Origin of the sequence: Streptomyces flavofungini (genome assembly GCF_041028215.1) — a bacterium.
GTDB lineage: Bacteria > Actinomycetota > Actinomycetes > Streptomycetales > Streptomycetaceae > Streptomyces > Streptomyces flavofungini_B.
In genome coordinates, this window is the sequence record NZ_JASKYR010000081.1 from 1 (window position 1) to 14,930 (window position 14,930).

A 14,930-nucleotide genomic window follows, 5' to 3' on the forward strand; every position below is an offset into this window, starting at 1 on the left:
GCAGGGCGCTGTAGCTCGCCGCGGGGGTGGCCGGAACGCCGGACGAGGGAGGACCGGGGAGGCCGCCCGCGTCTCCGCCGGAGCCGCCCCCCGAGCCGCCGTCACCGCCGTCGTCGCCGCCGCTGCCGGGCGCTTCGTCACCGCCGTCGTCGCCACCGTTGTGCTGGCCGCCGCCCTGGTGGCCGCCGTTGTGCTGGCCGCCGCCCTGCTGACCGCCCTGGTGCTGCCCGCCGCCGAGGATCCGGCCGCAGAACTCCTCGACGCGGGCCGGGCCTTTGGCGAACTCCTCCAGGCGGCGCCGCTTCTCGCCCTGGAGCTCGCCGCTGCGGTAGTCGCGGCAGGCGATGACGACCTTGCGGTACCAGTCCTTGGTGCCGTCGGCGCGCGGCGGCTTCACCGCGCCGCCGGGCCGCCGTGTCGGCTGCTCGCTGTGCGCGCCGCCCGCCTCCGCCTCCGGGGGCCGCGCGGTCTCCGGCGCGTCCGTGGTCTCCTCGTCGTCCGGCGAGGCGCTGTCGTCCGGCGACAGCGCCCCGGAGGACTCCTCGGCACCGGTCGACGGTGACGGTCCCGGCGTCCGCGGTGTCGCCACCGGGGAGGCGGAGGCGGCGGGCCCCGGCTCGTGGTGCTTGCCGAACGGCGAGGGCAGCACGCCCGTACCCGCGGCCACGGCGACGCCGCCGATCATGCAGCCCGCCAGGGCCGCGGCGAGCCCGAAGCGCACCGGGCGGCCCCAGCGGCTCGGTCCCGGCCGGTCGGCGGCACGGCCCAGACGCACGGTCCGCGCGGCCGCGGCGGCATGGGCCGAGGTCGCGTACGGGGCACGGGCCCCGGCCTTCGCGGAGTCCGCGCGGGCGGCCCTGAAGGCGGCCAGCGCGGCGGCTTCGCCGGGGAGTTCGCCTTCCGGCGCCGTGACCGGCCGGGTTCCGGGGGCGGCCGCACGGTCGGCTTCGTGGTGGCCAAGGGCGGCGTCGCGGTCTCCGCCGTCGGCTTCGTGATTACCGGAGGCGGTTGCTCCGGCGGACAGTGCGCCGAGCGCCTGCGCGAGGCGGTCGGCCTGGGCTCGTACGTGGGGGTCGACGTCCTCAAGCGGCTCTCCGCGCAGCAAACGCTCCGCCGCGTCGCGGTCCAGCCACTTCTCCTGCTCGTCGGCCATCACATGTCCTTCTGCGTCCGCGCACGCGTTTGCGTCACACAGACGGATGCCGCCGCGCGCCCGCGCGGCTCTCTCTGCGGGGGTACGGCGCCGAGCGCTCCCGCGGGCTCGGCGGGGTCGGCGCCGAGCAGTTCGGCGAGCCGTTTGAGGCCGCGGTGGGCGGCCGTACGGACGGCTCCAGGGCGCTTGCCGAGGGTCAGGGCCGCGCTCTTGGCGTCGAGTCCGACCACGACCCGCAGCACCACGGCCTCCGCCTGGTCCTGCGGCAGCCTCGCTATCAGCGCCATGGCCTCGCCGGTGGCCAGGGACTCCATCGCCTCGCCCGCGGTGTCCGCCTCGGCGGGCCTGCCTGCCAGCTCCGTCTCGTCGCCGCCTATCGCGGGGCGGCGGCCGCGCATGCGGATGTGGTCGAGCGCGCGGTTACGGGCTATGCGCGCGGCCCAGCCCCGGAAGCGGTCCGCGTCGCCGCTGAACCTGTCCAGGTCCCGGGCTATCTGAAGCCAGGCCTCGGAGGCCACGTCCTCGGCGTCCGGGTCCCCCACCAGTGTGCGTACGTATCCCAACAGCCGCGGGTGCACAGCGCGGTACACAGTCCGGAACGCGGTCTCGTCCCCGTCCTGCGCCGCAAACACCGCGGCGGTCAGCTCCGCGTCGTCCCCCAGCACTTTCAATCCTGCCCACTCGGAGATGTGCGCCCGGCCCCGGCGCGAAGCAGCACGGTACGGCTTCGCCGGGGCCCGCGTCCATGTTTGTACAACGTGCAACTAGCGGGTGACAGATCGCGGTGTGACAGAAAACGCACGCGCGGCGCTGAAGGTAGTACGGACCGCTCGCGGTCCGCACCGTGTGCCGGTCGGGGCCTCTCCTGTGGGGGGTGGCGGCCCCGGCCGGTTCCTCGGTATACCGCCCGCAACAGCGGTGCGCAGGTCTAACGCCGCTGTGGCCCCGGCTGGACACCAGCCGCGCGACGCCCAGCACCTCGGCTCCGGCTCAGGTCCGGCACGTCCCTTGCCGGACGTCACCTCGCGTCCCTGTTCCATGTGCTGCGAACGCCCGCAGGCTCTTCCGGCGACATCGCTAGGCTTGCCCTAGTACGACAGCGCCCATGACCGGAGGACCCCCGTGACGCCGACCGCTGCGAAGCCCGGTCCTTCAGCGCGGCGTGAGTACTGGTTCCAGCCGCGCCGGTCCGGTTTCCAGTGGGAGCAGGAGGGTCTTGAGCACGTACAGCAGCTGATGCCGAATGCCGAGCCGTACCGGGCGTGGGCGACATTCCGGTTCACCGGTGTCACGGGCCGGGTCAACGAGTGCGATCTACTGATCGCCGTACCCGGTGGCGTCTATCTGCTGGAGCTCAAGGGGCACCCCGGCCGGGTGGTGAACCACGGAGACACTTGGCAGTTCCACGGGGACCGGGTGCGGACCCTGCGCAACCCGCTGCACCTCACCGACCTCAAGGCCAAGGAGCTGAAGGCACAGCTCCAGCGTGCCGCGCGCGCGGCGGGACTTCCCGAGGCGAAGATCCCCTTCATCAAGCCGGCGGTCTTCCTGCACGATCCCGACCTGGTGAGCGAGCTGGATGAGTTCCAGCGCGCGTCGGTCTACGGGCGCAATGGCGGCGTCGGCGGACTGCCTGGGGTCTGGGACGATCTGCTCGGACTCCCGCCGGAGCGGGAGAGCTGGCGTGTCACACCGCAGGACAGCCAGCGGCTCGAAATGCTGATGAAGCGCATCGGCATCAGCCACTCGACCAGTCATCTGCGTTTCGGCGACGACTGGCGTCTCGAACCGCGCGCTCTGGACGCGGGCCCCGGATGGGAGGACCGGGTCGCCGTACGCGATGACAACCTGGTCAAGGAGAGCGGCAGGGTCCGGATCTACCTCTCGGGCCAGGCCGCCTCAGCGGAGCAGCGCGGCCGGGTGGACCGGGCCGCCCTGCGCGAATACCAGGTGTTGCAAGGCATTAATCACCGCGGCATCGTCCAGGCGGTCCAGATCCGCGAGCACCAGGGTGGCCCGGCGATCCTCTTCCGTCACCGGGAATCGGACCTACGGCTCGACGCATACCTGGACGCGTACGGCGACCGGCTCACGCCCGCTGTGCGCCTGGACCTGGTGCGCCAGCTCGCCGAGGCCGTGCGCTACGCCCACAACCGCTCGCTGTACCACCGGGCGCTGTCGGCGCGCTCGGTGTACGTGTCCGCAGGTGAGGACGGTGCCGAGCCGGTGCTGCGGATCGCCGACTGGCAGACCGCCGCCAGGGACTTCGACACCACCTCGCACCTCAGCCTCGGCCAGACGCCGCTGGATACGGGGCTGGTGGCCGACATCGCCCAGGTGTATCTCGCCCCGGAGACGGGCAGTGAGTTCGCCGACTGGGCCGACCTCGACATCTTCGGCATCGGCGCGCTCTCCTATCTGCTGCTGACGGGTATGCCGCCCGCCGACGCGCGGGGCGCCCTGGTGGACCGGCTCGCCGAGGACGGCGGGCTCCATCCGTACGCGGTTTCCGACAGCGTCTCCGAGGCGCTGGACGACTTGATCTTCCGGGCCACTGCCTCCGATGTGCAGAACAGGTTGTCGTCCGCCGAGGACTTCCTCCGGCTGCTGGACGCCGCGGAGGCGGGGGATGCCGCGGCCCGGCGCGGGGCCATCGAAGTCACCGACCCGCTGACGGCCAAGGCAGGCTCCCGACTCGACGCCGAGTGGGAGGTCGTACGGGTTCTGGGCACCGGCGCGACCGCCCGCGCACTGCTGGTGCGCCGCGTCGAGGACGGGGTACCGGACCCGGCGTCCCCCCGGGTCTTCAAGGTGGCACTCGACCGGGAGAAGGACGCTCGGCTCTTCGCGGAAGCGGAGGCCCTGCGTGAGGTGGGCGGCAACCGCATCGTGAAACTGCTCGCCCCGCCCCGGGACCTGGGCGGGCACGCCGCCCTGGAGATCGAGTACGCGGGCGGGTTCCGGTCGGTGGACGACCGGGAGCCGGTCAGTCTCGGGTCGCGGCTGCGCGGCGAGGGCAGGCTGGGCTATGCCCAGCTCGAGCGGTTCGGCAACGATCTCTTCGAGGCCCTGGACAGTCTGGCCGCCCGCGGGGTGCGCCACCGTGACCTCAAGCCGGACAACCTGGGCCTGTTCAAGCGCAGTGACGGTTCATGGCAGCTGATGCTGTTCGATTTTTCCCTGGCCGATGCCCCCGACCAGGACCTCCACGCGGGCACCCGCGGCTACCTCGACCCTTTCCTGGGCGGCAGTCGCCGCGCCCGGTACGACGACCACGCGGAGTGGTATGCGGCGGCGGTGACGCTGCACGAGATGGCCTCGGGTGAGCGGCCGGTGTGGGGGGACGGCCAGGGCGATCCGCTGACCGTGCCGAAGGCGGAGCTCTATGTCGCCCGTGAGCTGTTTGAGCCCGCGCTGGCGGAGGGACTGACCGAGTTCTTCGGGCGAGCTCTGCACCGTGATGTCGAGCAGCGCTTCGACAGCCTCCGGCAGATGCAGGACGCCTGGCGCCAGGTCTTCCGTCGCGCGGACTCCACCCGGCCCCCCACCACACCCGCGACAGTCGACACGCAGGCAGCGGACGTCGAGGACGCACGCGAGCAGGCCGCCGCCGCTGCGGATTTGAAGACCCCCTTGTACGCCGCCGGACTGTCGCCGCGAGCGGTGTCCGTGGCTGTCGGTCTCGGAGCCGAGACTGTGAGCCAGCTCCTGGATGTCCCGCCGCACTCGATCTCACGCGCACGGGGCGCGGGCAACGTGATCCGCAAGGAGCTCAACCGGCGCCACCGCCAGTGGACCCAGCAGTTCCGCAAGCGCGCCACGGCGAAGCAGCCCGTACGAGTGCCGCCTGATGCGCCCGTCGAGGCGGTGGAGTCCGTCGAGACACTCGCCGCACGGCTGGTCCCGGACAACCTGCGCACCCGCCCCCGACGCGACATCGTCCTCGCGACGCTGGGTCTGCCAGGCGTCGAGCAGGTCGGCGAACTGCCCCCGTGGCCTGCTCAGTCGGTGATCGCCAAGGCCCTCGGCGTCAGCCAGCCGACCGTCTCGGGAAATGTGACCGCCGCCATCGAGCAGTGGGCGGCGTTCGCTTGGCTGGAGAGGATCCGGGACGAGCTGGTGACTGTCCTGTCCGAACAGGGCAGGGTCATGACGGCACAGGAACTCGCCACCGAACTGCGGGTACGGCACACACCGCACGACGAGGACGGTACGGACGACCGGGCGGACCTCCAGACGCGGGCCCTGGCCGTGGTGCGGGCAGCCGCCGAGATCGAGTCCCGTCGCGACGATTCCGCCGCCGCGGAAGACGGCGACGCGGCGGACGCCTCCCGGTTCGCCGTGCTGCGGCGCGGCAGCACGGTGCTGCTGGCCCTGGTGGACCTGCCGGGCAGCGACGACCCGACGCCGGTGGAACTGGCCGAGTACGCGACGCTGCTCGGCCGGGCCGCCGAGGACGTGGCGGCCCGTGACCCACTGCCCGGAGGTGGCACCGTACTGCGGGAGCTGCGTGCGGTACCGGCTCCGGAGGGGATGGCGCCGCTGGCCGACACCCGCCTGCTGACCCTGGCCTCCGCGATGGCGGGCTGCGTCGGCGTCACCCCGCGCTTCGAGCTGTTCCCCCTGGGCCTGGGCCTGGACCGTGCGCTGCGGATCTCGCAGGCTGCGGCCGGCGTGCGTACCGGCATAGGGATTGGCGTCGACGAACTGCTGAGCCGGGTGAGGTCCCGGTTCCCCGGCCTTGCCGCGCTCTCCAACGTCACGTACGTGGAGTGGGAGGAGGCACTGGCCGAGGCGAACTTCCCGTTGGAGTACGACCGGGACAGACGGCGCTTCTTCCCGCCCGAGCGGGATCCTGAGCAGAGCCGCCCGGCCTTCACGGGATCGGTGCTGACGAGCACCGGCGCGCTGTACGACGCCGCACAGGGCCAGCTTGCGGAGGGCCGCGACCCGCGCCGGGTGACGGAGGCGAAACTTCAGGAAGCGGTGCGCCGGGGAGGGTTCCTCGCCCTGACCGTCCGGGGCCTTCAGCTGCCCGGCACGGCACAGCGCCTGGCCGGCCGGTTCGGTGTGGTGCCGGTCGGCGTGGACGAGTTGTTCCTCGCCGCCCTGCGGGATCTGGCCGACGAGCAGCAGGTGCGGTGGCAGGCCCTGCTCAAGGCGGACGCCAAGTTCACCGCCACCGGCCGGATCGGATCGGCCCTCGCCTCCTACACGCGGCTCGCCGCCGAACGCGTGGCCGCCCGCTGCGCGGCACTCGCCGAGCAGGCAGGTCCTCGCACAGTGCTCCTTGCCCACCGGGCCTCCCTGGTGGCCCGGTACTGGGAGGTGGGTGGCCGCGAGATGCTGGTGTCCCTTCAGGAGGCGGCCCGCCGCCCCGCAGCCGTACCGCACGGCCTGTGGCTGCTGGCCCCCATGGACGACCCGCAGGCGACTCCGGCGCTGGACGGCCGGACGGTGGATGTGGTGGACCGGGCGAGTGAGTGGGTGGTTTTGGAGGGCCTATTCATGAAGGAGTTGGAGGGGGTCCTGCAAGCGGGTTGAAGGCTGACGCCGGATCAGCCGAAGACCCTATGATCTGCGTCGTGGGGGATGACGAGGGAAACAAGGCGACGACGGACTACGCCTGTGCGGGGGAGCGGCATTACGAGGACGCCTCTTACCTGCACGGCGACGGCCGGGTCCTGAACGCGGATCACTTGTTCGGGCTCGCGGTGGAGTGCCTGATGAAGGCGCTCCTTAAACGGTTCGCTGGGCAGCACGGGGTGTCCATGAAGGACAGCGGGGGCTCCGAGAGCGACCGGCTCTGGTGGGACGACCCAGAAGCTGAGAACCCGAACAGGAAGCGGAAGGCTCTGGGGCACGTGAACCAGATGCGGCAGGCGCTTCCCCTGCTGGTCGACGGACGCTCCGGCCCGGCTCTCGACCAAGCCCTGTCCAGGGTCTCCGTGGACTTCGAGAAGTGGCTCGTCGACGACCGCTACACCGATGGGGCCCACCTCGCCCCGGAGCTGCTGAGCCGCCGTCAAGGAGCGGCAACGCTCGCCTATGACCTGCACCTGCACGTTGAGCTGACCGGAAAGCTGCCATGACCCTGTACGCCGAACCGATCCGCTTCGACGAGTCCCGTCCGGCCGCCCTCTCCGTCGCCCGCGAGGTCGCCGCGGAGGGCTTCGACGTCCTGCTCGTACGGGACGTCCTCGGCCGGTTCTCCCTGGTGGTGGATGACGGCGCCGAGGGGGCCGGGGCGAGCGGCGAGCAGGTGGAGCGCTGGCGCGAGTCGTTCACCGGCCGGATGGGCCGCTATAGCGGGGAACGACCGCTGGTGATGACCTCGGTCACACGCCTGCCGAAGACGCTGACGGCCTCGCCCCGCGCCCTGGAGATCGATGCGGCCACCGGCGCGGCGGGCGCGGTCCGCCTCCTCGACAACACGGTCGTCGGCGAGGACTGGTCCCACGTCACCTCTCCCGCTGCCGACACGGGCGGCGGGACGGTCCGCACCCGTCGTACGGCCTTGTACGGGTTCAAAGGCGGTGTGGGGCGCACGACCGCGACCGCCGTTCTCGCACGTCGACTCGCTGACCAGGGGAAGATCGTGCTGGTCGTCGATCTCGACCTGGAGTCGCCCGGTGTGGGCCCGCTCCTGCTGGGAGACGGCAATCTGTGCCGACACGGTGTCGTGGACCACCTCGTGGAGTCGGCGCTCGGCAACGCGGACGGCTTGGAGATCGTCACTCGGTCCGGATACACCCCGCGCAACCGGGGCGAGCTGTGGATCGCCCCGGCGCGTGGTGCGGGCGCGGAAGGCGTCCCCAACGGCTACGTGGACAAGCTGAACCGGGTTTACGCCGACACCGAGGGCGCCCGTTTCGCCGACCGCCTTGCCGCCACGGTCCGCGCCTGCGAGGAGGCGGTGGAGCGGAGCGAGAGCGGATACCCGCCTGACGTGGTGCTACTCGACAGCAGGGCGGGCATCCACGACGTGGCTGCCGTGACCATCTCGCATCTGTGCGACTACGCGCTGCTGTTCGGCGCGGACAACGACCAGACGTGGTCGGGTTACCGGGACCTCTTTGAAGCGTGGGCGGCTTCCGGACAGGCCGCGCCGATCCGGCGGAAGCTTCGCATGGTGGCGTCGATGGTCCCGGACTCCGTGCACTACTCGAAGGACACCCACCTCGCGTCCTTCCGCCTGAACGCCCACGAGACATTCAGTGTCCTCTACGAGCCGCTTGCGCCGGGTGAGATCGCCGATGCCAAGGAGGGCTCATGGGCCCTCGAAGACGACGCCGCGCCCCATTCCCCGATCCCGATCCTGTTCGAGCCCGGCCTGGTCGGTATGAACGTACCCAAAGCCCCGGACTGGCAGGAGCGTGCCTTCGTCAAGGCCGCGTACCGTGACTTTCTGAAGATGGCCGTCCCTCTGATCCTGGCGTCTCAGGCCAGTGCAGCATCCGATACCGAGTCCACCGAGCCCGAGGACGACCGCCCATGACCGAGTCGCTGACCCCCGAGGCGTACCGCGATCTGTTGTCGCGTGCGCTGGAGGGCACCGTGGACGCGGACACCCGGCGCCCCGAGCCGCAGACCCTGTACATGCCGGACGCACACCGCACCGCGCTCTACGTGGACAGCACCGTGGTGCAGGGTGACCGCGGCGTCGGCAAGACGTTCTGGGCACGCTCCCTGCTCGATCCCGAGCTGCGCGCGGCGGCGGCACGCGAGTATCGCATCAACCGGCTGAGCCGTCTGCGTGTCACTTCCGGCTATGGCATGGACATCGTGTCGGACTATCCGGGCCCGCTCGCCCTGCCCTCGCTGCTCGCGGGCGGCGCGCTGCCGGAAGAGATCTGGTACGCCGTCCTGCTCACCGCCCTGGGACAGCCCGAACTGCGGGCGACGGCGGACTGGGCCGAGCGTGTCGCCTGGGTGCGCGCCAGTGCCGGACCGGCCGAGGCCACTCTCGCACGGGCCGACGCGGAGGCCGCCACCGAAGGCACGGTCCACCTGTTGGTTTTCGACGGTCTGGAACACCTGCACACCGACTGGGACACCCGCAACGGGCTGATCGCCGAGCTGCTCCGCCTGGCGATGCGGATGCGATTCGGCACCCGCAACATCCGTCTGAAGGTCTTCCTCCGCCCCGACATGTTCGACGCGGCCAAGCAGCTCTTCCCGGACGCCTCCAAGCTGTCGGGGAACGCGGCCCGTCTGGAGTGGTCGCGCACCGACCTGTACGGGCTGCTCTTCCACCACCTGGGCAACGAGGACGACGAGGCGGCCGAGCGGTTCCGCCGCCTCACCGGCGGCTGGCAGCCCTCGGAGCCCGGCACGCCCGTGCGGTATGCGCCCCCGCCGGACCTGCGTAACGACGAGAAGGCCCAGCAGCAGCTCTTCGAGCGGATCGCCGACCCGTTCATGGGCACGAACGTCCGTCAGGGCCGTCCCTACACCTGGCTGCCCAATCACCTGATGGACAGCGCGGGCCGGATCAGCCCCCGCAGCTTCCTCAAGGTCCTGGACGTGGCCGCCGAGACGACGCGTGCCTCGTACCCCGCGCACAGCCGCGCCCTGCACCACGACGCCATCCGGAACGGGGTCCGCGCGGCGTCCGCGGTCCGCGTCGACCAGATCTGCGAGGACACGCCTTGGGTCGAGCTGGCGATAAAGCCGCTCGCCGGCTGCCAGGTTCCCATCCCTCAAGGGAAGATCATCGCCATCTGGAAGGAGCGCGACCTTCCGCGGCTCCTGCGCGAGGAGACGGCCCGCTACGCCCAGGCCGACCGCCCGGAGCTGGTCCGCACCGGCCCCCGCCACCCCGACGACCTGCCGCGCCTGGTCCAGGAGCTGATCGACCTCGGCGTCCTGCGCCGCCGCGACCAGAGCATCGACGACTACTCGCTGCTCGACCTGCCCGACATCTACCGTCTGGCCTTCGGCCTGGGGCGCCTCGGGGGGATCTCGCTCGCCGGGCGGTAGGCCCGACCTGATGGGACCGCCGTGGCGTCCGGGCTGGCAGGATGGACGGACCCGGCGCGAGAGCACGCGCCGCGACCACGAAGCAGAGGAACACCCCGGTGCACTCCCAGGATGCCCGTACGACCGCCGAAGCCACGGACACACCGGCCGCCGCGCCGCTGGACCATGCCGCGCTGCTCAAGGACCTTCAGAAGCAGGTGGCGCTCCTGGAGGACGACCTGCGCGAGCGCGCCCATGGCGACAGTGAGCAGGCCGCGGCCCTGAAGGCCGAGTACGAGCAGGCCCTCCTGTCGGACCGCACCTCTGCCATGTACGAGTCATGGCTGGAGGAGCGGGTGGTGCAGATCGCCGCCGCCTGGGTGCTCGCCTGTGTCTTCGTCCGCTTCTGCGAGGACAACGGGCTCGTCCCTGACGCCCGCCTGTCCGGGCCCGGCGAGCGGCTCGCCGAGGCACAGGACAACCACGACGCGTTCTTCCGGGTGAGCCCGGAGCTGAACGACCGCGACTGGTTGAAGGAGTCCTTCCTCGCCCTCGGCCGCGAGCACGTGATCGCCGAGGGTTTGTTCGATCCCGCCCACAATCCGCTGTGGGAACTCGACCCCTCCTACGATGCGGCGGCCCGGCTGCTCTCCTTCTGGCGGGAGCGGGGTCATGACGGCCGCATCCGCCACGACTTCACCGACCGGACACTGAACACCCGTTTCCTCGGTGACCTCTACCAGGACCTGTCCGAGCACGCCCGGAAGACGTACGCGCTGCTCCAGACCCCGGAGTTCGTTGAAGAGTTCATTCTCGACCTCGCTTTCGACCCGGCCTTGGAGGAATTCGGCCTGGACCCGGAGTGGAAGCACGTGCCCGAGGACTGGCGGGGCGAGACGTCTGAGGAAATCAACGAGAACGGTGACGTCGCCACCGTCGTCCGCGGCCTGCGCTGCATCGACCCTGCCTGCGGCTCCGGCCACTTCCTTCTCGGTCTCTTCCGCCGCGTCCTCGCCGCTTGGCGCGAAGCGGAGCCGGGTGCGAAGAACTGGACGCTGGTACGCCGCGCCCTGGAATCCGTCCATGGCGCCGACAAGAATCCCTTCGCTGTCTCGATCGCCCGTTTCCGCCTCCTCGTCGAGATGCTCAAGGAGTGCAGGGTCGACCGGCTCTCGGCGGCTCCGGGGATGCCAATCCGCATCGCGGTCGCCGACTCCCTGCTGCACGGGCGGGAGGCGGGCCGTGAGACCGACCCGACGTTCGACGACGTCGAGCGGGGTGAGACGTTCACGTACCGCACGGAGGATGTGGCGCAGTACGTGAAGGAGGCGGATCTGCTGGGGCGTGGCTCGTATCACGTGGTTGTTGCCAACCCGCCCTACATCCCAGTCAAGGACGAGGCAGAGAACAAGAATTACCGTAAAAATTACTGGTCGTGCTCCGGCAAGTACGCTCTGTCGGTGCCGTTCGCTCAGCGGATCTTCGAACTGGCGCTCCGGGCGGGCGGCGATCGCCGAAACGGTGGCTTTACCGCGCAAATCACGGCGAACTCATTCATGAAGCGAGAGTTCGGGGCGACGCTGATTCAGTCGTTCTTTCATGGGGGACCGTACAAGGATTCGCAGACGCGGCGTCGACGCGACTACCCGGGCGTCGAGTTGACGCATGTCCTCGATACGTCGGGGGCGTTCATCCCAGGGCACGGCACGCCAACGGTGATTCTGGCGGGACGCAACCAGGTGGCACGGCAAACCGAGCCGATCCGGGCAGTGCTGGGGATCCGGGGGGAGCCCGCACAACCAACGGAACCAGCACTCGGGGCCGTGTGGCAGGCGATCGTCTCACAGTGGCGAAGGCCAGGAACGGGGCCTGCGCAGTGGGTTAGCGTGGAGGATGTGGAGCGGGAAAGGTTTGCCGAGCATCCTTGGTCGCTTGCTGGCGGCGGTGCAGGTCCGCTCATGACCGCGATCGAAACTGCATCCGTGAACAAGTTGGACGACGTCGTCACGTCGATCGGCATCACATCTGTCACTGGGGAAGACGATCTATACCTTTTGCCGCGCAACGGCACTGCTGCGCGACTGGGCGTCGCCGCGACGTACCCAATGGTCACCGGGGATGTCATCCGTGACTTCGCTCTGAAGTCCGAGCTCGACGCGCTTTGGGTGTACGACAAGGAGTTCAAGACGGTTCCGTGGGAGGCCATCGGCACCTCGCAGCGCGTATTGCAGCCGTACCGAACCGCTATTTCCTCGCGGAAGCGATTCGGCGTCGCAATGTTGGAGCGCGGCATGGCATGGCATGAATGGCAGGAGCTGTATCCGAGCAAACTGCGGACGCCACTGTCGATCGCATATGGCGAGATCGCCACGCACAACCACTTCGCGCTGGACCGGGGCAACAAGGTGTTCAACCGGACCGCACCAGTGATCAAGCTTTCGGAAGACGCAAGCGAGGAGCGACACCTTCAGCTACTCGGAGTACTGAACTCGTCGACTGGCGCCTTCTGGATGAGGCAAGTCGCTCAGCAGAAGGGAGGCGCAGACAACAACAGCGGAGGCGGGAACCGGTGGGCTTTCGAGGCCTGGGAACGCTTCTACCAATTTAATTCCACTAGGCTCAAGCAATTCCCTCTTCCCTCCGATCTGCCCCTCGCCCATGCGCGGCAACTCGACGCCGCAGCACACGAGTTGAGCGCCTACGAACCCAACGTCCTCACCGCATCCTCCACCACCCCCCCCACCTCAGAAGCCCTCGAAGCCGCCGAAGCTGAGCAGGAGCGGATCCGGGCGCGCATGATCCTGCTCCAGGAGGAGCTGGATTGGACCGTGTACGGGCTGTACGGGCTGCTCACACCCGCCGAGGTCGCACGCACCACCCTGCCCGGTGATCCGGCCGACCTCCCCGACGCCGACGTACCGCAGCTTGCACTCGGTCACCGCGCATTCGAGATCGCGCTCGCCCGTAGCGGCGTCGACACCGCATGGTTCGAGCGGCACGGCTCCACCGAGAACCGCACCACTGAACTCCCCGCCAAATGGCCGGAGCCTTACCGCCAAATCGTCCAGGCACGACTCGACCTCATCGCCGACAACAAGGACATCCGCCTGATCGAGCGGCCCGAGTTCAAACGGCGCTGGTCCACCAAGCCGTGGAAGGACCGCGAGGCCGTCGCCCTGCGGTCCTGGTTGCTGGACGCCATGGAACGCGAGGAGCTGTGGTTCGAGGAGCGTGACGGGATCGACTCCCCGCGCCCGCTCACGATTTTCCAGCTCGCCGACGCTCTCCGCCACGACAAGGACGTACAGGACGTCGCCGCGCTCTACGCCCACCGTCACCTCGACAAGCGCGACGTCCCGCTGTCCACCGTCCTGACCGCCGTCGTCGAGTCCGAACACGTCCCTCACCTCGCCGCCCTCCGCTACAAGGAGTCCGGTCTACGCAAGCGCGGCCAGTGGGAGAAGGTCTGGGAGGAGCAGCGCAAGGAGGACGAGGACGGCGAGCGGCGGGATACCAAGGTCCCGCCCAAGTACACGTCCGCCGACTTCCTCAAGCACAGTTACTGGTCGAACCGCGGCAAGCTGGACGTCCCCAAGGAGCGGTTCGTCTCCTACCCGGGTTCCTCACCCGACAACGACCCCTCGCTCCTCATCGGCTGGGCCGGCTGGAACCACCGCTACCAGGCCGAAGCACTCGTCAATCTCCTCAATGACCGTTTGAACGTCGACGGCTGGCGCAAGGAAGACCCCCGCTTCATCCCCCTGCTCGCCGGACTTGCGGAGGTCATGCCGTGGGTGAAGCAGTGGCACGACGAGTACGACGACGAGTGGGAGGGCAACCCCGCCGAGGAGTTCAACAGCGCCCTCGTTGCCGGTATGTACGGCCGCCAGCTCTCCCTGGACGACCTTGCCGCCTGGCGCCCCGAGAAAAAGCGGGGCAGGGCTAGGAAGTAAGCCCGGCTGACTCCATGTAAAGCCCGAAGGGGCAGGGAGGTGGTCTCCCCGCCCCCTTCGGGTGCGTACATCTCAGGTCAGCCGCGTGCCGCCGCCATCCGCAGGAACGCGGTCCACTCCGTGTGGGCGACCGTGAGGACCGGCCCCGCTGCCCGCTTGGAGTCCCGCACGTGGACGGATCGGACAGTCCAGGCGACCTCGACACACTGGCCGCCCTCACCGCTGCTGTAGCTGCTCTTCTTCCAGGCGAGTGGCTGTGTCAGGGCATCCATACGGAGGTTCATACCTCTCCCAGCAACTTCTCGATGTGCGCCAGCGATTCGCTAGGCGTCAGTGCTTGTGCTCGGATAATTCCATACTGCGCCTCCAAGTCGCGGACCGCTTTCCGCTCGGTGAGCAGCCCGCTAATGCTGGCCACTTCGGCGTAGGCGATGCGGCGTTGCCCCTTGGTCTCGATCAGTGTGAACGGTCCACTGAGTCCCGCGTGATCAGCGCGTGAGGTTGGCATGACCTGAATCTCCACGTTGCGGTTGTGGCCGAAGAGCAGGATCTGCTCCAACTGCCCTCGCAGTACGCCACTGCCGCCTACCGGACGGTGCAGTACAGCCTCTTCGATGACGAAACTCATCAGTGGCCGTGACTTGCGGCAAAAAATTTCCTGGCGAGCCAGACGGGCAGCTACCCGCTGTTCGATCATCTCCTCGTCAAGCAGGGGCCGCCGCATCGCGAACACGGCTCGCGCGTACTCCTCCGTCTGCAACAGGCCGTTCACGATGTGGTTGTCGTAGACGTGCAGTTCGATGGCCTCGGCTTCGAGCTGGACGTAAAGCCGGGCGAACCCGGGATACCGAGCCCTCCCCACC

The 14,930-nt window shown here is 69.6% G+C and carries 9 protein-coding genes; 5 read left to right on the forward strand and 4 right to left on the reverse strand.

All coding sequences use genetic code 11. The features are described 5' to 3' along the window. Window positions 1-1,153, reverse strand: a 1,153-nt coding sequence (locus AB8Z36_RS08485; RefSeq protein ID WP_369212585.1) for a hypothetical protein, incomplete at its 3' end; no start/stop codon positions are given. Then, on the reverse strand, window positions 1,153-1,818 hold the full coding sequence (locus AB8Z36_RS08490; protein ID WP_369212586.1) for an RNA polymerase sigma factor: 666 nt from the start codon (window positions 1,816-1,818) through the stop codon (window positions 1,153-1,155). The genes AB8Z36_RS08485 and AB8Z36_RS08490, both read right to left, overlap by 1 nt. 457 nt (window positions 1,819-2,275) lie before the next feature. Here AB8Z36_RS08490 and pglW point away from each other — a divergent pair, with 457 nt between their 5' ends. From pglW to pglX, 5 genes are all read left to right on the forward strand, one after another. Then, window positions 2,276-6,697 (forward strand): BREX system serine/threonine kinase PglW, encoded by a 4,422-nt coding sequence (gene pglW / locus AB8Z36_RS08495; RefSeq protein WP_369212587.1) that lies wholly within the window; start codon window positions 2,276-2,278, stop codon window positions 6,695-6,697. A 41-nt stretch (window positions 6,698-6,738) separates the two neighbouring features. Then, window positions 6,739-7,245, forward strand: a complete 507-nt coding sequence (locus AB8Z36_RS08500) for a hypothetical protein (protein WP_369212588.1) — start codon at window positions 6,739-6,741, stop codon at window positions 7,243-7,245. Beyond that, window positions 7,242-8,651, forward strand: coding sequence for a KGGVGR-motif variant AAA ATPase (locus tag AB8Z36_RS08505; RefSeq protein WP_369212589.1), 1,410 nt, complete (start codon window positions 7,242-7,244; stop codon window positions 8,649-8,651). The genes AB8Z36_RS08500 and AB8Z36_RS08505 overlap by 4 nt, the downstream gene beginning before the upstream one ends. Then, window positions 8,648-10,135, forward strand: a complete 1,488-nt coding sequence (locus tag AB8Z36_RS08510; RefSeq protein ID WP_369212590.1) for a hypothetical protein — start codon at window positions 8,648-8,650, stop codon at window positions 10,133-10,135. Before AB8Z36_RS08505 ends, AB8Z36_RS08510 begins: the two co-directional genes overlap by 4 nt. A gap of 98 nt (window positions 10,136-10,233) precedes the next feature. Then, entirely contained in the window at window positions 10,234-14,067 is a 3,834-nt protein-coding gene (pglX, locus tag AB8Z36_RS08515; protein ID WP_369212591.1) for a BREX-2 system adenine-specific DNA-methyltransferase PglX, read from the forward strand. A 77-nt stretch (window positions 14,068-14,144) separates the two neighbouring features. Here the strand turns inward: pglX and AB8Z36_RS08520 are convergent, their stop codons facing one another. Together AB8Z36_RS08520 and AB8Z36_RS08525 are read right to left on the reverse strand one after the other, a co-directional pair. After that, complete coding sequence (locus tag AB8Z36_RS08520; RefSeq protein ID WP_369212592.1) at window positions 14,145-14,339, reverse strand: DUF397 domain-containing protein; 195 nt, start codon at window positions 14,337-14,339, stop codon at window positions 14,145-14,147. Window positions 14,340-14,347: 8 nt separating this feature from the next. Beyond that, window positions 14,348-14,930: DUF5753 domain-containing protein (locus AB8Z36_RS08525; protein WP_369212593.1), on the reverse strand; the 583-nt coding region annotated here is incomplete at its 5' end.